Below are 23,007 nucleotides of genomic sequence, written 5' to 3'. Positions count from 1 at the left end.
AATAATAAATATGGAAACTACAAATAAAAAAGTAAGTGTTTTAAATGTGATACTTATTTTAAATACGCTAGTAGCAACAGGTTTCGCTGGTTATTTATGGTTACAAAGTCAAGCTAGAAATATGGCTAATGCCCAATTAGAGCCTGAAGTGTTGTCACCAGTATTTTTAACATTAAAACCGTTCACAATTTCACTACCTCCTTCTGAAGACAATTTAGAAACCAATAAAATTCTTTATGTTGGTATTGTGTTACGCGTTGCTGATAAAGAACAAAAGAACATATTATTAGATTATCTACCTGAAGTAAGAAGTAATGTATTACTGTTAACTTCTAAACAGTATATCAATAATTTAAAGACAGAATCAGGCAAACTTGAATTACAAGAGCAGATAAAAGCGGCGTTATCTCGCCAATATGATACAAGACGTTCAGTACAAGTTGATGAAGTTTTATTTACTGATTTTATTGTAAGGTAGTTATCATGTCTGATGATCTTCAATCTAATACCGATATAAGTGAACCTTCAACAGAGTATTCACAGGAAAATTCAGCAAGCATAAACAATGATGCAGAGCAGAATTATCGTTCACCGCAAAGTAAACGGACTGAAGTTAAACCTTATGATATATCAGTTAAACATAACTTTATTCCTGAACGATTACCCGCGTTAGAAATTATTAATGAACGCTTTGCACGTCAGTTTAGAATTGGATTATTTAACTTATTACGCCGTAATACCGATGTTATTACATCGCATATTGAATCGAAAACGTTTAAAGAGTTTTCAAGTGTTTCGGCACTCAATCATTTAAATTTAGTTCATCTAAACCCTTTACGAGGAAGTTGCTTATTTTCATTTTCACCAGAATTGGTTTTTATTGTCGTTGATACACTTTTTGGTGGGGATGGACATATATCTAATGTTTATAAAAAAGAACGAGAATATACACACACCGAACAAGAAATCATTAGACGAGTGTTAAATCTTGCCTTAACTACTTACCAAAATTCTTGGATTGATGTCTACAATATTGAAACAGAATACATTCGTTCAGAAGTAGAAAGCAGATTTACTAATATTACCAGTTCACCCGATGATGTTATATTAATCTCTACATTTTTAGTTGAAATTGGCAACATTAAAGCCAATTTTTATATTTGTATTCCTTATACAATGATTGAGCCAATCAAAGAGCTTTTAATTAAGCCACCGAGCGAAAATCAAACTAGCCAAGATGATAACGTCTGGATGAGTTCACTGACTAGCGGTATTAAGCAATCAACTGTTGAGCTAGTAGCTAACTTTGCTAATATTCAAACAACAGTTGCCAAATTATTGGCCTTAAAGGTAAACGATATTTTGGATATCGAAAAACCAACTAGCCTTGATGTCACCATTGGTGGTGTTCCGGTATTAAAAGGTCATTACGGTAGTGTGAACAGACAATATGCAATCCAAGTAGAACAGATAAGCAACCCAGTTATAGAACAATTGAATGAAGGAGTGTTCAATGAATGATATTCCAAACAATGGTGATGATAATCAACCAAGTAATGTAGCTAATGAAGAGTCAGTAACTAAAGAGGCTATTTTCGAAACTCTTTCACCGCAACCAACAGATATAAAAAAACAAGATATCAATCTTATTTTAGATATTCCTGTTAATCTAAGTGTTGAACTTGGTCGAACCAAAATGACCATTAAAGATTTATTAAATTTAACACAAGGTTCAGTTATTGCCTTAGATGGCTTAGCTGGCGAACCTTTAGATATTCTTATTAATGGTTACTTAATTGCCCAAGGTGAAATCGTTGTGGTTGGTGATAATTATGGGGTACGAATTACCGATATTATGACTCCATCTGAGCGCGTACGTAGATTAAGCCGTTAAAAACAAATAATTGTTGAGATAACCATGACAGAGCCTGCCTTAACCAACAATGTTCAGACCTTATCATCTTTTTCGATAGAATCAGGTCTGTATAGTCAGATTGGTTCGGCATTTTTTTGTGTTATTGCTGTTATCTTTTTTTTAGGATGGATATTAAAACGATCAGGTTGGAGAAAGTCTTCCAAGCAATTCATTGATGTTAAAGCAACATACAATATAAGTGCTAAAGAGCGTATTCTTCTGGTTTATGTTGACCATCAATTACTGGTTGTTGGGGTTACTGCTCAGCAAATGACATTACTACATACTATAAATGAAGAACGTACCGAAATGTTATTAGCAGAACCTAATGGTGTTGAGCAAACATCAAAAAACAAATCATTTAATCAGATATTGCAGTCAGTATTAAATGCGACAAAAAGGAGTAACTAATCGTGCGGTTAAAACATATTATTTTGCTAAGCTTATTGTTTGTTAGCCAATATAGTTTCGCAGGATTATCACCGTTAACGATTGTTACTCAAACAGGTAATCAAGATGGGCAAAATTGGTCATTACCTGTTGAAACCTTAGTTTTTTTAACTTTACTGACTTTTATCCCAATTATTCTGTTATTAATGACGAGTTTTACTCGTATCATTATTGTATTAGGGTTATTACGTAGCGCACTTGGCACCCAATCAGCACCACCTAATCAATTAATTTTAGGTATAGCGCTATTTATGACATTTTTTATTATGTCACCAACACTAGATAAAATATATCAAAACGCGTATATTCCTTATTCAGAACAAAAAATTACTATGCAAGAAGGGCTAGAAGAGGCAACTAAACCGCTTCGCGAATTTATGCTAACTCAGACTCGTGAAAGTGATTTAGCATTATTTGTAAATATGTCTCATGCTTCTGAGATTCAAACTCGAGAAGAAATCCCTCTGCGAATTTTAGTTCCTGCTTTTGTAGCAAGTGAATTAAAAACCGCCTTTCAAATTGGTTTTACGCTTTTTATTCCATTCTTGGTAATTGATTTAGTTGTTGCTAGTACCTTAATGGCATTAGGTATGATGATGGTACCACCCGCAACGGTATCACTACCCTTTAAAATTATGCTGTTTGTATTAGCTGATGGTTGGCACCTATTGTTAGGTTCATTAGCTCAAAGCTTTTTTAGTTAGCAAAGATAAAGTAGGGGATCGATATGCAATCTGAATTTATTAGCCATTTCGCCATGCAAGCTATCAAAGTTGCCGGATCAATAGCAGGTCCTTTATTATTAGCGGCATTGATTACAGGATTAATTGTCAGTTTACTACAAGCTGCAACACAAATTAATGAAATGACCTTAACTTTTATCCCAAAAATTTTAGCTGTCATCGTGGTATTAATTATTTTAGGTCCATCGATGCTAACCACAATGATCGACTATATTAGCCTTGTCATTACGAATATACCCAACTTAACAAGTTAATTTCAATGGATTTAGCTATTCAGGATTTTTTGAATATTGATTATTTTTCTTGGGTTAGATCAAGTTTTCTTCCTTTTGTCCGCATTTTAGCTTTAATTATGGTCGCACCTATTACTGGTGAAAGAGAAGTACCAAACCGTGTCAAAATAGGTTTAGCAATACTGATTGTGATTGTTTTACCTTTACCAGAGTTAGACGATAATCTTACCATTTATTCACTAATGGGCATCTGGGTCATTGGACAACAAATTATGATTGGCATCATAATTGGTTATTCCATACAAATCACCTTTATGACAGTTAGGTTTTCCGGTGAACTAATTGGTATGCAAATGGGGTTAGGCATGGCGACGGTTTATGATCCTGTTGGCGGACCTTCTACCTCAGTATTATCACGTTTAATTAATATTACTGCCCTATTGGTATTTTTAAGTTTAGATGGCCATTTATGGTTAATCTATGGTTTAGCTAATAGTTTTAGCATAATTCCTATTGGTGTTTCACCGTTAAAAGAAAACGGCTATTTAGCTTTAATAGAAACCACAAGTCTATTATTCAATAACGGTGTTATGTTGGCATTACCTTTACTGACGCTATTACTTATTATTAACCTGTCGTTAGGTTTATTAAATCGAATCACACCACAGCTATCAATTTTTGTGGTCGGTTTTCCACTGACATTATTATGTGGGTTAATAATGTTAACCTATTTATTTTCTGTGTTACCTTCATTTGTAGAATTAATTTTAGAAGAGATCTTTTCCTCAATGTCGCGAATTTTGCTCTATCTTGGTGAACCTTCTCCCTAGGTCGATAAACCTTAACGACTATCTATAATTTTTTTGGCAAAATATAGTGAAAAGAAAGTCAACAAAGATAGATTGACTAATAATTTAGCAATATCGCTTAATCTTCATACCTCTATTTTTGTGGCATCAACGAATTTATCTGATTCTTAATGTTTGTTGCAAATCATACAATTTATTAGCAAAATGTTGAGGAGAGGAAACATTTTCTTTAACGGCAAAAATAGCAGTAATTCAAATGTTATCTAGTTAGTATTTACTTATAGCAAGTAATGAAAAACCGCTGCACAAATAAAAGATAAACAGCGGCTATAAAAAACAAATTAATTAAAAAATTTATGGAATTGTAATTTTATCCAATCCCAAATACCGCCGAAGAATCCGGTTTCGTCAACATTTTCCAGTGCAACTAAAGGTTGTTCATTGATAACTTTATCATCTAATAAAAATTGGATTTTACCAACCGTCGTACCTTTGCTAATTGGTGCATAAATATAATCATCAATGCTGTATTGCACTTTCACATCCGCTGCACGGCCTTTTGGCACCGTGATATATGCGCCATTGATGGAACCGAGTTTAACTTCATTTTGATCACCATACCAAACTGACTTATTCACTAATGGATCATTCGGTTTTACTGGATTTGCCGTTTCAAAGAAGCGAAATCCCCAAGTAAGTAATTTTTTACTTTCTTCTTCACGACCTTTAAATGTTCGACCGCCCAATACCGCTGAAATTAAACGGGTGTTGCCATCCACTGCTGATGCTACAAGATTATAACCAGCCGCTTGAGTATGCCCGGTTTTAATGCCATCGACATTTAACGAGGTATCCCATAGTAAACCATTACGATTCAATTGTGGTTTAGAAAGATTATAGGTAAATTCTTTTTCTTTATAAATAGCATATTCTGTTGGTAAGTCACGAATTAAAGCTTGACCTAATAATGCCATATCTTTGGCAGTTGTATATTGACCTGGCGCATCAAGACCATGTACAGTTTCAAAATGGGTGTGCTGTAAGCCAATTTTTTTTGCATATTCATTCATTAAATTAACGAATGCACCTTGGCTACCAGCAACATGCTCTGCCATAGCAATACACGCATCATTACCTGATTGGATAATGATACCTTTGTTTAAATCTGACACCCGAACAGTTTTACCAACTTCTAAAAACATTAAAGACGAGCCTTTTAATGCTGGGTTGCCTGTTGCCCATGCATCTTTACTAACTAGAACCATATCATCATTTTTAATTCTGCCGGATTCTAAAGCTTGACCAACAACATAACTGGTCATCATTTTAGTTAAGCTTGCTGGGTCACGCTGTTGTTCAGCATTGTATTGCGCTAAGATTTCACCAGACTTGGCATCCATTAAGATATATGCTTCAGCATTTAATTGTGGAATAGCAGGAATAGGAAAAATCATTTCCGCCGAGGCTGAAGAACATATTGCGAGCGACAATAACCCAAAAGATAATTTAAATTTCTTTTTCATTGATAAAAATTCCGTTAAATGTTTTTAGATAACATGTATCGATGTGTGTGAATAGACATCATAATGCCAAAACTTGCCATTAAAACGACTAATGATGAGCCACCATAACTTATTAATGGTAATGGTACACCAACAACTGGTAAGATGCCACTGACCATACCGATATTAATAAATACGTAGACAAAAAAGACTAAAATTAAGCCACCAGAAAGTATTCGCCCAAAGGTCGTTTGTGCCCGTGAAGCAATAATTAATCCACGTATAATTAAGCATAAAAACAAGACTAACAAAATAATAGAACCAATAAATCCAAATTCTTCTGCGATAACTGAAAAAATAAAATCGGTATGTCTTTCTGGTAAAAATTCTAACTGTGATTGCGTACCTTGCAGCCAACCTTTACCCCATATTCCACCAGATCCAATTGCCGTTTTAGACTGGAGAATATGATAACCTGTACCATTAGGATCACGCTCAGGATTAAATAATGTTAAAACCCGTTCACGTTGATAATCATGCATTAAGTAGAACCACATAATCGGTAAAAATATCGCGATCAATATCAAGGCAAAAAGAATAAATCGCCAATTAATTCCTGCCAAAAAGATAATAAAAATACCCGACATGATAATTAAAATAGCAGTTCCCAAATCAGGTTGCATTGCTACCAACAGCGATGGTACACCAATAATAGCTAATGTTTGTACGGTAGTTTTTAGCGGTGGTGGACAACCATCACGATGAATAAATTTAGCCACCATTAAAGGCACAGCTATTTTAGCTATTTCTGAAGGTTGAAAGCGAATAACACCTAAATCTAACCAACGCTGAGCCCCTTTACTGGTATAACCAAAAATATCAACCAATAACAATATAATAATACAAACAACATAGAGATAAGGCGCCCACTTTTCATAGGTTCTTGGTGAAAACTGAGCAAAGACAATCATTGCAAAAAAACCAAGTACTATTTGGATCACCCGCTTTTGCATCATATCAATACTTTGACCACTAGCGCTCCATAATATATAAAGACTATAACCAAGAAGTAAGGTGATAAATAAGCAAAAAAGTGGATCAATATGTATCTTTTGCCAAAAAGATCTCTTAATATTACTCATAATTAATCTTCATGTCCTATATTCGGTGAGTCATCTTTTAATTCTGCTGAATTATCACCTTCCAGATAATAATCAAGTATCTTACGCGCAACCGCACCACCGTTGGAGCTACCTCCGCCGCCGTTTTCTAAAACAATGGCCAACGCTATTTTCGGTTTATCATAAGGTGCATAAGCAATAAATAAAGCATGATCACGTAAATGTTCAGGTATGTGATTGGCATTATAGGTTTCGTTCTCTTTTAATCCATAAACTTGAGCTGTACCAGACTTACCTGCAGCTTGATATTTAGCATCAGCATAAATTTTTCGTGCAGTACCATGTGAACCAAACATAACGCGATGCATACCTTCTTTTGCTAATGCCCAATAGGCTGGATTAATATTAATAAGACTGTTGTTTTCCACATATTTTGATGGTTCAATTTTTGGTTGGTTTTGATTGGTATTAATAATGTCACTCTTTTTATATAATAAAAAGTGTGGCGTAAAAGTTTTACCATTATTTATCATTATAGACAATGCTTTAACCATTTGCATTGGCGTTGCTGTCCAATAACCTTGACCAATACCAACTGGAATAGTATCACCTTGTAACCACGATTTTTTATGGCGTTTCATTTTCCATTCGCGACTTGGCATAACAGCACGTGACTCTTCATTAGGAGAAATATCGATGCCAGTTCGCTCACCATAACCAAATTTTTTCATCCATAAATTTAAACGATCTATGCCCATATCATAAGCAACTTGGTAAAAATAAGTATCAACGGATTCTTCAATTGCTCTTAATACATCGACACGACCATGTCCCCATTTTAACCAGTCTCGGTAACGCCTTTCTGTACCTGGCAGTTGCCACCAACCCGGATCATTAATTACGCTTTTTGGTGAAACAACACCTTCAGTTAATGCCGCTATTGAAATAAACGGTTTGACTGTTGAAGCAGGTGGATAGGCACCGAGTAAGGCGCGATTAAACAGCGGTTTACTTGGATCATTTAGTAACTCGTTATATTTCTTACTTGAAATTCCACCAACAAAATCATTTGAGTCATAGCTTGGCGTCGAAACCATTGCCAACACTTCACCATTATTAGGGTCAATGGCCACCACTGACGCTTTACGACCGGCGAGCAGCGATTCTATATAGAGTTGTAATTTAAGGTTAATAGATAAATAAATATCTTCACCCGCTTGTGGTGGATGTTGCTCAAGTAAACGTACAATACGACCTCGGCTATTTACTTCAACCTTTTCATTACCAGCAGTACCATGTAAAACATCTTCGTAATATCTTTCAATCCCCATTTTACCAATATTAAATGTGGCCACATAATTACTGGCTTTATTTTGTTCCTCTAGGCGTTGCTTATCTTGAGCGTTTATTTTCGATATATAACCAAGAATATGAGTGAGCGAAGCACCGTATGGATAATATCGATGTTGAATTTTAACAATGGATACAAATGGGAAACGATGCTGATCAACAATAAAACGGGCAATCTGCTTATCAGTTAAATTTTCTTTGAGTGGTACTGGACGATGAGCTCGATAATTTCGTCGTTCCTTTTGAAAATTTTCGATATCTTCATCGGTTAAATCAACAATTTTTTTTAACTGTTCAAACTGTTCATTAAGGTTTTTAGTTTTATCAGGAACTATATTAAGTTGATAAGTAATATTATTTATCGCCAATGGCGTGCCATTACGATCATAAATCATACCGCGACTAGGCGGAATTGGGATAATTTCAATACGATTATTGTTTGATTTAGTACTGTAATAACTAAAGTTTAAAATTTGTAAATCAGCTAAATTGGCTAATAATACAAAAATTAATAGAATTATTACCACAAACGCAAACAGTGCTCTACGCAGAAATAAGTTTGTTTCTGCTGAGTGATCGCGAATATTGCCTTTTAGATTTTTACCTGAAATAGAGATAATCTAGCTCCTCTAAATTCTGTTTATGACTGCTGGTGCTTGTGTTCTTGTTGCTCCCATTTTTCATAAGCATTAACAATTCTAGCCACCACAGGATGACGAACCACATCTTCGCTCTTGAAAAAATTAAAACTAATATCATCAACCTCGCTTAACACTTCTATCGCGTGACGTAATCCCGACTTTTGATGACGCGGTAAATCAATTTGGGTTATATCCCCAGTGATTACGGCTTTAGAGTTAAAACCAATGCGGGTCAAAAACATCTTCATTTGTTCTATAGTGGTATTTTGGCTTTCATCAAGAATAATAAAGGCATCATTAAGAGTTCGCCCACGCATATAGGCTAATGGAGCAACCTCAATAACACTTTTTTCAATCAGTTTTTCGACTTTTTCAAAACCAAGCATTTCAAATAATGCATCGTAAAGTGGACGTAAGTAAGGATCAACTTTCTGACTTAAATCACCGGGTAAAAAACCAAGTTTTTCACCTGCCTCTACCGCAGGGCGAGTTAATACGATTCGACGAATTTGTTGCTTTTCCAGTGCATCAACTGCAGCAGCAACAGCTAAATACGTTTTACCCGTACCAGCAGGACCAATACCAAACGAAATATCATAATCTAATACATGGGCAATATATTGTGCTTGATTAGGGGTGCGTGGTTTTATCACACCACGCTTAGTCTTTATCATCACTTGTTTACTGCCATACAGATCAACATACGAAGGTAAGTGCTCGCTAACTTTTTCTAGTACACCTGATTCTTTGATTATTAAATGAATCTGTTCTGGCTCAATATCGATAATCTTATCTTTTACTTTAGTTTGTTTATAAAGCGATTGTAAAATTTCTGCTGTCGCTTTCGCACAAATAGCATCACCAGTAATAGCAAATAGATTACCACGATGATTTATTTCAATACCCAATCGGCGTTCAAGTTGTTTGATATTGTCATCATAAGGACCACAAAGACTATTAAGCCGCTGATTATCTGCTGGTTCAAGCATTGTTTCATATGTCGTAATATTCAATGTTATGTCCTCAAATTGTTTATTTTAACTACCAATACGTCCTTCACATAAAGAGCATTTTTCAATACCTTTTAGGAAATCCATATTGCAATTATGGCAAGTAACTATATTGCCACCAACTACATTATCCACCGCGCTAGTTGCTTGGTCGTTATCTAATCCTTGCCTTTTTAATTTATTTATAACCATGGTAATCGGCGTACCGCCTTTTAACTCTTGTTCAATAAAAGAGGCAACTTGCTGTTCAAATGTTGGTGGAATGTACTCTAAAACCTTTTCATTATAATCAGAATCACAATGTTGGCACTTAATATATCGACCTAAAGTTTCATAATCAAAAATAGGGATAAAAAAGAGAGTAAAATATTTAGCTACTTTGATTTGTGAATATTGTTGCTGTTTTTGATCGCCAGTTATATATTGCTGAGAGCAACAGTTTGGGCAATTAAATTGCCCTGTATTTTCAATGACTTCACGTCCTTTGGTACCAAATATAATAAACATTTTCTTTTCCTTACTTATCCATTAATATCTTTAATTATTATTTTAATTACACTACTTTTTATAATTATGGTTGATAAATACCAACGCCTAAATTATTTTCTTTACGAGTACGTGAAATAACTGATATTGGTGATTCACTCACCCGTAGATCCATCTGATCTTCGGTTCTCACTACTTTACCACGTAATGAGTTAGGATAAACATCGGTAATTTCAACGTCAACAAATTTACCTATCATGTCCGGATGACCTTCAAAATTGACAATACGATTGTTTTCAGTTCGCCCTGTTAACTCCATAAGATCCTTTTTAGAAGGGCCTTCAACTAAAATACGTTGTACTGTATTTAACATACGACGACTAAATTGCATCGCTTGTTGATTGATTCTTTCTTGAAGAATATAGAGACGTTGTTTTTTCTCATCTTCAGAAACATTATCTTCCATTTCCGCAGCAGGTGTACCTGGACGTGCTGAATAGACAAAGCTGTAACTTAGATCGAAATTAACATCAGCGATTAATTTCATGGTTTGTTCAAAATCTTCTTGAGTCTCACCTGGGAATCCAACAATAAAGTCTGAACTAATTTGAATATCAGGGCGAACTTTACGTAATTTACGAATAATTGATTTATATTCAATTGCCGTATGCGTTCGTTTCATTAAGTTTAAAACTCGGTCAGAGCCACTTTGTACCGGTAAATGTAAAAAGTTAACCAGTTCTGGGGTATCACGATAGACATCAATAATGTCATCAGTAAATTCAATTGGATGGCTGGTTGTAAAGCGAATACGATCAATACCATCAATAGCAGCAACCAAACGTAATAGTTCTGCAAAAGAACAGATATCACCATCAAAGGTTGGTCCACGATAAGCATTGACATTTTGCCCTAGTAAATTAACTTCTCGCACCCCTTGTTCAGCAAGTTGAGCTATCTCATAAATGACATCATCACAAGGTCGACTCACCTCTTCACCACGGGTATAAGGTACTACACAATAAGTACAGTATTTATTACATCCTTCCATAATTGAAACGAAAGCCGTTGGACCTTCACTACGCGGTTCCGGTAAACGGTCAAATTTTTCAATTTCAGGAAAACTAACATCAACCACATGATGACCATTACCACTACGAATTTGTTCAATCATTTCAGGTAAGCGGTGAAAGGTTTGTGGTCCAAAAATAATATCGACAAAAGGCGCACGTTTACGAATATGCGCACCTTCTTGTGATGCCACACAACCACCAACACCAATAATAATATCAGGATTATGTTGTTTTAAATTTTTCCAACGGCCTAGTTGATGAAAGACTTTTTCTTGGGCCTTTTCTCGAATAGAGCAAGTATTTAATAATAAAATATCAGCTTCTTCAGCATTCTCGGTTAGCGTTAAACCATGGGTGGACTCAAGGAGATCTGCCATTTTATTTGAATCATATTCGTTCATTTGGCAGCCCCAAGTTTTGATATGTAATTTTTTGCTCATCAATAACTCAGCTATATTTAATTGTTAAAATGAAAACGGGTTTAAATCCGCGATTTTAGCGTGTTATATTGTAATCCTTTGTGATTGTAGGGTCTATACTAAAAATAGTAAAAGGCAATATAAAACCAGAATTTATATTACCTTAATCATTGATTGAAAAATGAAAAATAGCTAATTTATAAAAAATAATTATTTTTCAGATTGTTGTGAAATATCATTCGGTTTTAATATTGCTGTTGATTCAATCAAACCACCATTAAAAAAGTGTTTAACTGTTTGATTAATACTTTCAACTGTTAAATCTTCAATGTAACTTTCGATATTATCAAATAAAGACATATTCTGATAAATTGACAAGCTATTTGCTAATAATCTTGCTATTTGAGCATTACTGCTTTTTTGTAATTTAGCTGTTCTTAATTGAATTTTTTTATACTCAGCTAACTCTTCCCTAGTCATACCTTTTTCTATACGCTTATCAATAATATTCTTGCTTAATTCAATTAGTTCATTATATCTACTAGGATCACAACTAAAATTAAAACGATAGACAAATTCATTAAAGTAAGGGTTAATAGACGTAATAGAGCCAATACTATATACGCCAGATTGTTTTTCTCTAATTTCAACTCTTAGATCGCGGCTTAACACAAAATTAAACGCTGCCAGTTGTTGTTTTGTCTTTTCATCGTAGGATCTTGAAAGTGGCTTATAGCGAAAATTTATCGCCCGTGTATAAGGCTCTTTTTCACCTTCAATAATAATATTCTGTTGCGAATTTAGCCGATTTAATTCTCGAGAAGGTGGCAAACTAAAATCTTTGTTAATTAAACTGGCTAAATATTTTTCCGACAAATTTGATATTTCATCAAGGTTAATATTACCAACAATAATAAAAGTAAACTGACTAGGATCACTAAATAACTGTTGATCAAGTTTAAGAAATTGATTGTTATCGATAGCATCAAGTTGTTGTTGGCTAATAGGTAATGCTCGAGAATCTTGATATCTTAATTGATATACTGCTTGATCGTATTGTGAACGAGGTTGAATTTCTAAAGCTTTAATCTCATTTTCTTGTGACTGTTTAATGACTTTCCATATCTCTTGATTAACTTTAGTAGCATTAAACCGCTGATATATTAATTGGAAAATAGGTTCGATATTTTTATTATTCCCCGTCAAAGAGATAATCGTTTGATGATCTTGTAATATAGTATTAATGTTAGCTAGATTTTGCGCCATCCAACTTTTTAATTCTGAGGCTGAAAGATCACCCAATCCACTATTATTAACCACTTTATTAGCAAACTGCACCGCATTATAGTCATTATCAGAAAAACTTAACGCACCTCGTTGGCCAATAGCCATAACACTAATATTACTATCATCAAATGTTGTTGGATATACAATTACTTTAGCACCATTATTCAGAGTAAGCATCGTTGCATTATCTTTTAAATTTTCACGAAGCGTTACTTTCCCAGTAGCTGGAAATGTATTCATTAATGGTTTTTCTTGCAAATTTTGTTGATAAGCTTTTAACTCAGTTTGTTTCACTTGGTCACTTAATTGTACTAATTGCTCTGGTGTTAATGCTTTTGCTTCCATCTGTTTTGTAACAATTTGTTCATAAATTTTATCTTCGCCATGACGCAATGTTAACCAAGCTTGATTTATTTTAGTTAAATCAAGTTCTTCATACGCTTTTAATGTTAATCGATACTTCTCTTTTGGCGAAATAATCGGTAAATTATATAAAGAAGCATTATCAATTCGTGAAATTAACATTTTTGCATCACGACTTTCTGGATTTTCGGCAGCATTTTTAAGATAGGATAGTTGCGTTTTTTTTAAGCGTTCAAGTTCAGGTTGAGTAAAACCAAAACGATCAATACGTTCAAGTTCTAACATTAAGCTATTAATTGCCCCTTTAAGATCGTCTTTTTTAGCCACAATTCTAAAGTAAGAAGCTTGATAATCATCTCCTAACTGGGAAACCATTGATACTCCCGATTGAGCATCTGTTAATTTACCTTCTTGAATTAAGTCATGAAAACGCTGATTAAACAGTTGGGTTAACAAACTATAAGTGGTTTGCTCAATAAATGTTTGTTCATTTTTAGCAAAAATTCGCGGATAACGATATATGATAGCAAAGCTGTTTACTGTATTTTCATCATCACTAATAACATTATAACGCGCCTTATTAATGGCTGGTATTTGGTAATTTAGTGTTTTATAACTTTCATTATTAACAATATTTTTATTCATCAAAGAAGAGAAAGTATTCTCAATAATCGTTTTTGCATATTTTACATCAATATCACCAACTACAATAAAAGTCATATTTTGAGGTTGATACCATTTTTCATAATAATCTTTAATCCGTTGTGGTGAAACATGATTAATAGTGTCCATTAAACCTATTGGTTCACGAATTAAATGGCGAGAATCAGTTAAAGTAAAAGGATATCTTTGCATACTATTTCGCCATTTTAAACCTTGATTAGCTCGCCATTCTTCGACAATTACACCTCGCTCATCATCGACTTCCTTTGGATCAAATGTTGCTTGCGATGCCCAGTTATAAAAAATATTCATTACTTTAGAGATATTTTGTAGATTATCACTTGGCATATTAAATTGATAAACCGTTTCACTATAGTTAGTGTAGGCATTAACATCTCGACCAAACTTTAAGCCTAATTTTTCAAATTCTTCAATAACACTATTATTAGGATAATCACGCGTTCCATTAAACAGCATATGTTCAACAAAATGAGCTATACCTCGTTGATCTTCTTCCTCTTGTAATGAACCTGAATGAATTTGTAACCAAAAATTAACTTGTCCTTTAGGACTACTATGTGGGTAAATAATATAGTCCATACCATTTTTTAACGAACCCCTTACTACCTTTTCATCATCAGAGATTAAATTGGCAGGTAATGAAGCCAAACAAGTTTGAAAACTTATAAAAATAATTAAGTAAATCAATTGGCTAATTTTTTTTATCATATATTTTATTCCCTTTAAATTAATTACTTATATTTGTTACTTACATAATTTTGTAAATAAAAACTAATAGTTAGTAATTAAAATTCATAATCCAGTTGTAACCAAAATTGTCGACCAGCACCATAGTTAGTAATTGCTGAACTACTTGGAAGAATTGCCGATGAACTATTATATGGAACCGCGTGTACTCGATCTAAAACGTTTAATACATCAACACTAATGGTAAAAGGAGCTTTAGGAATAAAATGAGGTTTCCATTTCACTTTGGCATCCCAAATAACCGCAGAACCTAGTGACACATCACAGTAATGTCTTGCTATATCTTTATAATTTGAGTTATAACAACTATCTGTTTTTCGAGCGATAATCCTGGCATCTTGGCCACTTTGATAAGTAAAAGTATTAGCCCATAAAATATTATAATCAGGTATATTAAAATCAAGATTAAATGAAGCTATCCAAGGCGTGTTATAATCAACAGCTGGCAAATCTTCATGTTTTATTAATTTACCATTATAGACAACTTCATCATAACGAGACGTATAATCATCATCATAACCAGTTTCTAGCCGTGAGTTACTCTTTTTATCCATATAGCTTAAAACTAGTTGAGGCATAACTTCTAATTTTTGTATTTTAAAAGGTTCAATTGGTTTAACACTAAAATTATAAGAATCTGTTTTACTTTTAGCATCATTACGATAAGCATAACCATTAGGGATAGAGACTCGAGAAATTTGATCTTTATCATGCCTATTTACATAATTAGCACCAACAATAAAACCGATGATTTTTTGTTGTAAACCTATAGCCCACTCATCTGTGTAAGGTGTTTTTAAATCTTTATACTGAGTAATATTTACTTTTTTTTCACCGGTTACCGCATTGTAACGTAAATTAGAACGTATATCGCGTAATCCCATACCTAGAAAGCTAGTTCCATAATAGCGATTGTAACCAGCTGTTAACATTGTTTGATTATTATTAAATACATCTATTTCCGTTCGTAATCGCGGTGATAGATGATCATTATCTAAAAAAGACTCATGATCATAACGAATACCAGGAGTGAATGAAAAACGCTCTAACTTAATGGTATCAGACAAATAAAATGATTGTTGTTTTATATCTAATGAACCCTTACCTTTTTGATACTTATAGTGATTCATAACTTGATAAACATTACTATTTTTTTTCTTTCTATATATGTAAGTTTCTGATTCATTATACCTTTTTGTTTCTGCATCAGTAGATATAAACTCACCACCTAAATAAAGATTATGTTCGATTAAACCCGTATAAAATGGATTAAAATCCCACCTAGCCTTAGAGGTAATATTTTCAATATATTGTGATATATGTCCTTGCCCACCAATAGTACAACTGTTACTTTCAGGATAATAAAGACAAGGCATTTGTGTCATAAGAGTTGTTGCATTGGCTTTAGTATAATTACTCATATGATCCCAACCAATGTTTAAATTTAATTTACCTACCTTAAATAGCTGTTCATACTCCCACGCCAAACCATACGATTTACTTCCCATATTTCGTCCCGAATTTATAAATTCAGGTGTTTGGATTTCATGATTAGATTGATTATATTTGATAACTAAATTATGTGTTGCCGTATCAGTAGCAAGCCATGTTAATTTAGTCAGAAATGTATTAATTTGATCGGTATTTTCATGACGGATTTTTATATTTTGATTGCCCTGAGAATATCGATTCATATTACTTTCCCGGTGCGAAAAGCCAACAGTAAAACCTAATGTATCTGTTAATTGTTTATCGCCACTAATGGTATAAAAATATTTTGTAAAGTTTGGGCTATATACTTTAGTTGAACCATTACCACCTGCTTCATAACTCTCTCTATCACGACTATTAATATGTTCTTTAGTCCAATTATCACGTGATGTTCTAAAACTGATTTTTAATTTATCATCCCCACTAAATTTTCGTAGTTTAGCATCGACAACACCACCATTAAATTGACCAAATTCGACAGGAACATTACTATCAAATACTCGAACACTATCTAATAAGGCTACATCAATAAAATAACCTTGAGAATTACTTGGTATATTAACGCCATTATCTACCATATTTGTGTTAGCCGGATCGATATTATTTGTTGCACTAATACCTTCAATTAAGAATAAATTTTGATAAGGTGATGCTCCATGAAATGATAAATTTTCTGGATCGATAGAACCTTGATTTAAACTATTGCGCATTGATTCATTAAAACGCACCGTTGGATTTGATTTCAGTAAATCACTTATATTTCCGTTACGAGTAGGAAGCCTATCTATATCAATATAATCATAGTAAGTATTGCCACTTACTGGTACCGGCGTTGGCGCATGTACAATCATTACTTCATTTACTTTATTTTTCTGTAGTTGACAACTTTTATCATCTTGTTGACATTGAATATCTTTATTATCGCTAGCGCTTGCAGTACCAAGTACAGACGTTATTAATATGAATAATAGCGTTCTTTTCATCTTTATTTCCTTTAAATAATATTTTTATTGTTTTCATTGGTCTGCTTCCAACTGATATATGCTATCTGCTACTTGTTGTGCTATTTGATTTTGATGTGATACAACCAATACACTCATTTGAGGATAACTTTGTTTTAATAATTTTAATAAGGTTAATGCTGACTCTTCATCTAGATGACTTGTTGCTTCATCCAATAACAGCCATTCAGGATTTTTCAATAAAACTCTAGCGATACCAATCCGTTGTTTTTCACCGCTAGATAATATTTTCTGCCATTGATGATCAGCATTAAGATTAGGTATAAGATGAGCTAAATTGACTTTAATTAGGGTGGAAATAAGAATATTTTCGCAAATGTTACCTTGACTAGGAAACCTTAATACATCAGCTAATGTTCCGGTTGGAATATAGCTATTTTGCGTTACCATATATATTTTTTCAGGCTTTATAAATAGTCCTTTAGCATAAGGCCAAACACCCATTATTGTTTTTAATAATGTTGTTTTACCTATTCCAGATCGTCCTTTAATATATAACCAACAACCTTTTTTTAATGAAATATTTATATTTTTTAATAAATTAATATTATTAGGTAATAGAATTTCACCTTTTTTGACAACAATTTTTTCACCGATTTGGGTAGGATTATGATGTTTTTTTTCAATAGCTATATGAAATTGATAAAGTCTATCAACAATAGCGGCAAATTCAGCTAAATCATCATATTTATTAATAAACCAACTTAAATTATTTGCAACTAACATGAAAGCTTGTCTCGCTTTCATTAATCCCCCTATATTAATTTTTCCCGCAATAAAGATAGGAATAAGTAAAAATAAAGGAATAACTGTACTGATTCGTTGATGTAAAACTTGCCAATATTCTAGATTTCGTTGGCAATTCATCAATCTATGCCAGTTTCCTTTAATTGAATAAAAAAGTTGGTTAAGTTCATTTTTTTGCTTATTCTGGTTTTCTTCATCAAGCACCAGAGTTTCAGCATTAGTTTGTTGATTAATTAATGCAGTTCTAAAATTAGCTTCACTTTTCTGTTTTTCTCTATTTAGATACCTGATTTTTTTACCAATAAAATGAGCGATAAAACTATTAATCAGAACAAAAATAAAAACACAATAAACTAATGAACCTTTCACTTTCCACTGTTGATTAAACAGTTCAAATTCCAAAGAACCTGATACATTCCATAATACGATAATGAATGTGACCAACATAGAGAAAGACTGTATAAATCCTAATGTTAAAGCCAAAAATCTATCAATAAACATTCGTATATCTTCAGCTATTCGCTGATCAGGATTATCAATTTGCTGATCTTTATGTTCAAGTAAGTAGTAATAATATTGATTATCTTTTAACCAAAGATTAAGATAATATTCAGTTAACCATTTACGCCAACGAATATTTAATAATTTTATTAACCAAGATTTATTCACTTGCACAATAATCAATATGGCAAGTACGCCAATAAACCAAAAGACTAAATTTTTGAGTTTATTAGCATCAATTTTTTCTAATGCATTAAAAAAATCACTATTCCAATTATTAAGCCAAACCTGTATTTCTACCAATAAATAGATCATCGTTAAAATTGAAAAAAATAAAAGACTTGAAAAAATACTGTGACGAGAAAACCAGAAGGGTTTAAGCAATATCCAAATTTTTTGGTAGATTTTCATTAATATCAAAATAGAACTTATAAAAACAGAATAACAGATAATAATGATAATCATTTTCATTATAAATAATATTTTTGATTTATAAAAAAATAAATTATTTTCCTAATAAACAGATAATTATAATAATCATTCTATTTATTTTTATGCTATCATTCTTATCCTATTAATATTACTAATATAAAAGTGTTTAGGTATGTCAAAAACATTTAGTCCAACAAAACGTTTTTTGATTAAAGGCGTTATTGCGACTTGTTTGTTGTCGGTTACTCGAGTTGGTTTTGCGGCGAAAATGGCTCAAATTATTGCTGTGCGTGTTTGGCCGTCATCAACCTATACACGAATAACATTAGAGTCAAATATTAAACTTAACTATAAATGTGCACAACTATTCAATCCAGATCGAATGGTCATTGACATAGATAATCTCAACTTAAATCCAACATTAAAAACTATTTCGACCAAAATATTAAATAATGATCCCTTTATTAAATCTATCCAAGCGACACAGTTAGCGCCAAGTACTGTTCGTATTATGGTCGAACTAAAACAAGACTTCTATCCAAATACCTTTACATTGTCGCCAATCGCTGAATTTAAACATCGATTAGTTGTTGATCTTTATCCATCTAAATCAGCTTCTGCTGACGATGATCCTTTACTTACCCTTTTAGAAGAGTATCAAAGAGGCGATCTAAATAAAAAACAGGCACAAATAAAATCACCAACCAATAAGAAGAAAAATGCCCCCATTATTGTCATGCTTGATCCTGGTCATGGAGGAGAAGATCCTGGAGCGATTGGCTACAAAAAAACCCGCGAAAAAGATATTGTTTTACAAATTGCTCGGCGAACCTATAACTTGCTAAAAAAAGAAGCAAATATAAAAGTCTATATGACACGTAATGAAGATGTATTTATTCCTTTAAAAGTCCGTGTAGCAAAAGCAAGATCTTTAAATGCCGATCTCTTTGTATCTATTCATGCAGATGCATTTACTAACCGTTCAGTTAAAGGATCATCAGTATTTGCTTTATCAACCCGTGGAGCGAGTAGTTCAGCAGCAAGTTATTTAGCACAAACTCAAAATGATGCTGACCAAATAGGTGGTGTTAGCCGCAGTGGTGATAAATATTTAGATAATACTATTCTAGATTTAGTCCAAAAGACCACGCTCTCTAATGGTGTATTATTGGGTAGTGCTATTTTAAATCGCATGAAAAAGGTAAATAATTTGCATAAACCGTCGATCGAAAAAGCCGGTTTTGCTGTATTAAAAGCTCCAGATATTCCATCGGTTTTAGTTGAAACAGCTTTTATTAGTAATATAACCGAAGAGCAAAAGCTCAAAACCACGTCCTTCCAAAATCAAGTATCTAAAGCCATAGTTGATGGCATTAAGGATTATTTGAAGAGACGTAAAAATTGATCTAAAAAAGATTAGATCAATTTTCCATTTACTCAATGATCATTAAACGTCGTTCAGCATCCAACTCGGGTACGGAAAGTTTTATATTTTGTTTAAGCACAAATCCTTCCGGGATCGCATCAAGATCACTACCTTTTAATGCGTAAAAAGATCCTTGTTGATTAGGTAGATGTTTACACCAAATTAGCATATCTTGTAAAGAAGCGAAGGCTCGACTGATAACACCATCAAATTGTTTTTGATTATATTCTTCAATACGGCTTTGAATTGGTTGAATATTCTGTAATTTTAATTCAAATTGAACTTGTTTTAAAAAGCGGATCCTTTTACCTAAACTATCAACCAGATCAAATTGCTTATCTGGATTAATGATGGCTAAAGGGATCCCAGGTAATCCAGGACCCGTTCCCACATCAATAAAAGTATTGCCAACTAAATAAGGCGATACCACTAAACTATCCATAATATGTTTAATTAGCATCTCACTAGGATCACGTACCGCGGTTAGATTATAAGCCTTATTCCATTTATTAAGCATCTCAACATAATCGATCAACTGATCAATTTGCTGCGAAGTGATCGAAAGATCCGTTTGATCAATAAGATTAATGAGTTTCTTTTTTAACATAGTTTTTCTTTTTTAAATAAACTAATAACATTGAAATTGCCGCCGGTGTAATACCAGAAATACGTGAAGCTTGACCTATTGAAACCGGCTTATGTTGTTTTAATTTAGCGACGACTTCATTAGATAACCCAGATATTTCTGCATAATCAATATGCTCAGGAATAAGGGTTTCTTCATTACGTTTTTGTCTTTCAATTTCTTCTATCTGTAATTTTATATAACCATCATATTTAACTTGAATTTCAACTTGTTCTGCCGCTTGTTGGTCGGTTAAGCCTGGTGCAAAAAGAGACAAGGACTGTAGTGTTTTGTAGCTCATTTCAGGGCGTTTAAGTAACTCTTCACCATTGGCCTCTTTGGTGAGATTAGCACTTAATACCGCATTGACTTCATCAATAGTTTCAATATGAGGATGAACCCAAATATCACGAAGACGGGATCTTTCTTGTTCAATCGCTTCAAATTTTTCGTTAAAACGTTGCCAACGATAATCATCAACCATACCTAATTTTCGACCTATTTCGGTTAAACGAATATCAGCATTATCTTCACGCAACATTAGACGATATTCAGCACGAGAAGTAAACATACGATAAGGTTCGTTAGTTCCTAACGTACAAAGATCATCAACTAATACACCTAAATAAGCTTGATCACGTGTTGGATACCATTGATCTTGATCATATACAAATCTTGCCGCGTTTAAACCAGCTAACATTCCTTGTGCAGCAGCTTCTTCATAACCGGTAGTACCGTTGATTTGACCGGCTAAAAATAAACCTTTGATCACTTTGCTTTCTAATGTAGGTTTAAGATCACGAGGATCAAAATAATCATACTCAATCGCATAACCTGGTCTTACTATATTGGCATTTTCCAGTCCTTTCATACTACGAACAAACGCTAATTGGGTATCAAAAGGTAAACTGGTCGAGATCCCATTAGGATAAATTTCATTGCTATCTAAACCTTCAGGTTCTAAATAGATCTGATGCGAATTACGATCTGCAAAACGCATTATTTTATCTTCGATAGAGGGACAATATCGTGGTCCAACACCTTCAATCACACCTGTGTACATAGGGCTACGATCTAAGCTATTGCGAATGATCTCGTGCGTAGTTTCATTAGTACTGGTTATATAACATGGGATCTGTTTAGGATGCTGCTTAGCATCACCTAAAAATGAAAAGACTGGAACAGGATCATCGCCATATTGGGTGCCTAATTTAGAAAAATCTATGGTTCTAGCATCAATACGTGGTGGTGTTCCTGTTTTTAAACGTCCCATTCTAAATGGATATTGATGTAATGATTTAGACAGGCCGATCGACGCAGGATCACCTGTTCTACCACCGCTATAATTATCCAAACCTATATGGATCTTACCATCTAAAAAAGTACCTGTGGTTAACACAACCGATTTTGCTTTAAAAGAGACACCCATCTGGGTAACAACGCCGGTGATCTGATCGTTTTCAATGATCACATCTTCAACAGATTGCTGAAATAACATTAAATTTTCTTGGTTTTCAAGCGTTGTTCTTATAACTTTGCGATATAAGGATCGATCTGCTTGAGCACGAGTAGCTCTTACCGCAGGACCTTTGCTGCTATTTAAGATCCTAAATTGGATCCCTGCAAGATCAATGGCGTGTGCCATTAGTCCACCCATAGCATCAATTTCTTTGACTAGATGTCCTTTACCAATACCGCCAATAGCTGGATTACATGACATTTGACCTAATGTATTGATGTTGTGGGTTAAAAGTAATGTTTTTCGTCCCATTCTAGCTGATGCCATAGCTGCTTCAGTTCCGGCATGGCCACCACCAACAACGATGACATCAAAAAGATCTGGATAAAACATAGAAAGCCTCATTTTTTATTTACAGATAGATGATCATTATTTTTGATCAGGTGATTTGCTTTTATTTAGCGTAACGAA

18 protein-coding genes and 1 pseudogene are annotated in these 23,007 nt (G+C 33.5%); 8 read left to right on the top strand and 11 right to left on the bottom strand.

Annotated elements, in window-relative coordinates:
• Positions 1 to 10: 10 nt before the first annotated feature.
• The 7 genes and pseudogenes from AC5LXV_RS01885 (at position 11) to fliR (ending at position 4,171) form a co-directional block, all read left to right on the top strand.
• Complete coding sequence (locus AC5LXV_RS01885; RefSeq protein ID WP_034883540.1) at positions 11 to 478, top strand: flagellar basal body-associated FliL family protein; 468 nt, start codon at positions 11 to 13, stop codon at positions 476 to 478.
• Between the two features lie 5 nt (positions 479 to 483).
• Complete coding sequence (fliM, locus tag AC5LXV_RS01880; protein ID WP_110434916.1) at positions 484 to 1,521, top strand: flagellar motor switch protein FliM; 1,038 nt, start codon at positions 484 to 486, stop codon at positions 1,519 to 1,521.
• 109 nt (positions 1,522 to 1,630) lie between these two features.
• Positions 1,631 to 1,894, top strand: a pseudogene (gene fliN, locus AC5LXV_RS01875) (flagellar motor switch protein FliN); the annotation flags it as partial.
• Between the two features lie 24 nt (positions 1,895 to 1,918).
• Positions 1,919 to 2,326: a flagellar biosynthetic protein FliO gene (gene fliO / locus AC5LXV_RS01870; RefSeq protein WP_110434918.1), complete on the top strand. Its 408-nt coding sequence runs from the start codon at positions 1,919 to 1,921 to the stop codon at positions 2,324 to 2,326.
• A 2-nt stretch (positions 2,327 to 2,328) separates the two neighbouring features.
• On the top strand, positions 2,329 to 3,069 hold the full coding sequence (fliP, locus tag AC5LXV_RS01865; RefSeq protein WP_110434919.1) for a flagellar type III secretion system pore protein FliP: 741 nt from the start codon (positions 2,329 to 2,331) through the stop codon (positions 3,067 to 3,069).
• A gap of 23 nt (positions 3,070 to 3,092) precedes the next feature.
• On the top strand, positions 3,093 to 3,362 hold the full coding sequence (gene fliQ, locus AC5LXV_RS01860) for a flagellar biosynthesis protein FliQ (RefSeq protein ID WP_110434920.1): 270 nt from the start codon (positions 3,093 to 3,095) through the stop codon (positions 3,360 to 3,362).
• A gap of 5 nt (positions 3,363 to 3,367) precedes the next feature.
• On the top strand, positions 3,368 to 4,171 hold the full coding sequence (fliR, locus tag AC5LXV_RS01855) for a flagellar biosynthetic protein FliR (RefSeq protein ID WP_493452701.1): 804 nt from the start codon (positions 3,368 to 3,370) through the stop codon (positions 4,169 to 4,171).
• A 320-nt stretch (positions 4,172 to 4,491) separates the two neighbouring features.
• Here fliR and AC5LXV_RS01850 read toward each other — a convergent pair whose 3' ends face one another.
• From AC5LXV_RS01850 to AC5LXV_RS01810, 9 genes are all read right to left on the bottom strand, one after another.
• Positions 4,492 to 5,673 (bottom strand): serine hydrolase, encoded by a 1,182-nt coding sequence (locus AC5LXV_RS01850; RefSeq protein WP_493467232.1) that lies wholly within the window; start codon positions 5,671 to 5,673, stop codon positions 4,492 to 4,494.
• 14 nt (positions 5,674 to 5,687) lie between these two features.
• Positions 5,688 to 6,794, bottom strand: a complete 1,107-nt coding sequence (gene mrdB, locus AC5LXV_RS01845; protein ID WP_110434923.1) for a peptidoglycan glycosyltransferase MrdB — start codon at positions 6,792 to 6,794, stop codon at positions 5,688 to 5,690.
• 2 nt (positions 6,795 to 6,796) lie between these two features.
• Positions 6,797 to 8,734: a penicillin-binding protein 2 gene (gene mrdA, locus AC5LXV_RS01840; protein ID WP_493452730.1), complete on the bottom strand. Its 1,938-nt coding sequence runs from the start codon at positions 8,732 to 8,734 to the stop codon at positions 6,797 to 6,799.
• 29 nt (positions 8,735 to 8,763) lie between these two features.
• A complete protein-coding gene (locus AC5LXV_RS01835; protein ID WP_110434925.1) occupies positions 8,764 to 9,777 on the bottom strand; it encodes a PhoH family protein in 1,014 nt (337 codons plus the stop codon).
• Between the two features lie 24 nt (positions 9,778 to 9,801).
• Positions 9,802 to 10,281 (bottom strand): zinc-ribbon domain-containing protein, encoded by a 480-nt coding sequence (locus AC5LXV_RS01830; protein ID WP_493445631.1) that lies wholly within the window; start codon positions 10,279 to 10,281, stop codon positions 9,802 to 9,804.
• A gap of 64 nt (positions 10,282 to 10,345) precedes the next feature.
• Entirely contained in the window at positions 10,346 to 11,773 is a 1,428-nt protein-coding gene (gene miaB / locus AC5LXV_RS01825) for a tRNA (N6-isopentenyl adenosine(37)-C2)-methylthiotransferase MiaB (protein WP_110434927.1), read from the bottom strand.
• A 189-nt stretch (positions 11,774 to 11,962) separates the two neighbouring features.
• A complete protein-coding gene (locus tag AC5LXV_RS01820) occupies positions 11,963 to 14,794 on the bottom strand; it encodes a M16 family metallopeptidase (RefSeq protein ID WP_493467231.1) in 2,832 nt (943 codons plus the stop codon).
• A gap of 77 nt (positions 14,795 to 14,871) precedes the next feature.
• On the bottom strand, positions 14,872 to 17,307 hold the full coding sequence (locus AC5LXV_RS01815) for a TonB-dependent receptor plug domain-containing protein (RefSeq protein ID WP_493467230.1): 2,436 nt from the start codon (positions 17,305 to 17,307) through the stop codon (positions 14,872 to 14,874).
• A 33-nt stretch (positions 17,308 to 17,340) separates the two neighbouring features.
• Positions 17,341 to 19,005: an ABC transporter ATP-binding protein/permease gene (locus tag AC5LXV_RS01810; RefSeq protein ID WP_493467229.1), complete on the bottom strand. Its 1,665-nt coding sequence runs from the start codon at positions 19,003 to 19,005 to the stop codon at positions 17,341 to 17,343.
• 193 nt (positions 19,006 to 19,198) lie between these two features.
• On the opposite strand from AC5LXV_RS01810, the gene AC5LXV_RS01805 reads away from it, so the two are divergent.
• Positions 19,199 to 20,431: an N-acetylmuramoyl-L-alanine amidase gene (locus AC5LXV_RS01805; protein ID WP_493445626.1), complete on the top strand. Its 1,233-nt coding sequence runs from the start codon at positions 19,199 to 19,201 to the stop codon at positions 20,429 to 20,431.
• Between the two features lie 28 nt (positions 20,432 to 20,459).
• On the opposite strand, the gene rsmG is transcribed toward AC5LXV_RS01805, so the two are convergent.
• Both rsmG and mnmG read right to left on the bottom strand, forming a co-directional pair.
• Positions 20,460 to 21,059, bottom strand: a complete 600-nt coding sequence (rsmG, locus tag AC5LXV_RS01800; RefSeq protein WP_110434932.1) for a 16S rRNA (guanine(527)-N(7))-methyltransferase RsmG — start codon at positions 21,057 to 21,059, stop codon at positions 20,460 to 20,462.
• Positions 21,037 to 22,929, bottom strand: coding sequence for a tRNA uridine-5-carboxymethylaminomethyl(34) synthesis enzyme MnmG (gene mnmG / locus AC5LXV_RS01795; RefSeq protein ID WP_110434933.1), 1,893 nt, complete (start codon positions 22,927 to 22,929; stop codon positions 21,037 to 21,039). The genes rsmG and mnmG overlap by 23 nt, the downstream gene beginning before the upstream one ends.
• Positions 22,930 to 23,007 lie beyond the last annotated feature (78 nt).

This window comes from Gilliamella sp. LMG 34359 (assembly GCF_984569085.1).
The sequence above is the reverse complement of the archived record's forward strand: the minus strand, read 5'-3'. Positions and strand labels throughout refer to the sequence as shown.

Coding starts and splice junctions, on each gene's coding strand:
- AC5LXV_RS01885 (WP_034883540.1), top strand. CDS start 11: ATGGAAACTACAAATAAAAAAGTAAGTGTTTTAAATGTGATACTTATT.
- fliM (WP_110434916.1), top strand. CDS start 484: ATGTCTGATGATCTTCAATCTAATACCGATATAAGTGAACCTTCAACA.
- fliO (WP_110434918.1), top strand. CDS start 1,919: ATGACAGAGCCTGCCTTAACCAACAATGTTCAGACCTTATCATCTTTT.
- fliQ (WP_110434920.1), top strand. CDS start 3,093: ATGCAATCTGAATTTATTAGCCATTTCGCCATGCAAGCTATCAAAGTT.
- fliR (WP_493452701.1), top strand. CDS start 3,368: ATGGATTTAGCTATTCAGGATTTTTTGAATATTGATTATTTTTCTTGG.
- AC5LXV_RS01850 (WP_493467232.1), bottom strand. CDS start 5,673: ATGAAAAAGAAATTTAAATTATCTTTTGGGTTATTGTCGCTCGCAATA.
- mrdB (WP_110434923.1), bottom strand. CDS start 6,794: ATGAGTAATATTAAGAGATCTTTTTGGCAAAAGATACATATTGATCCA.
- AC5LXV_RS01830 (WP_493445631.1), bottom strand. CDS start 10,281: ATGTTTATTATATTTGGTACCAAAGGACGTGAAGTCATTGAAAATACA.
- miaB (WP_110434927.1), bottom strand. CDS start 11,773: ATGAGCAAAAAATTACATATCAAAACTTGGGGCTGCCAAATGAACGAA.
- AC5LXV_RS01820 (WP_493467231.1), bottom strand. CDS start 14,794: ATGATAAAAAAAATTAGCCAATTGATTTACTTAATTATTTTTATAAGT.
- AC5LXV_RS01815 (WP_493467230.1), bottom strand. CDS start 17,307: ATGAAAAGAACGCTATTATTCATATTAATAACGTCTGTACTTGGTACT.
- AC5LXV_RS01810 (WP_493467229.1), bottom strand. CDS start 19,005: ATGAAAATCTACCAAAAAATTTGGATATTGCTTAAACCCTTCTGGTTT.
- AC5LXV_RS01805 (WP_493445626.1), top strand. CDS start 19,199: ATGTCAAAAACATTTAGTCCAACAAAACGTTTTTTGATTAAAGGCGTT.
- rsmG (WP_110434932.1), bottom strand. CDS start 21,059: ATGTTAAAAAAGAAACTCATTAATCTTATTGATCAAACGGATCTTTCG.
- mnmG (WP_110434933.1), bottom strand. CDS start 22,929: ATGTTTTATCCAGATCTTTTTGATGTCATCGTTGTTGGTGGTGGCCAT.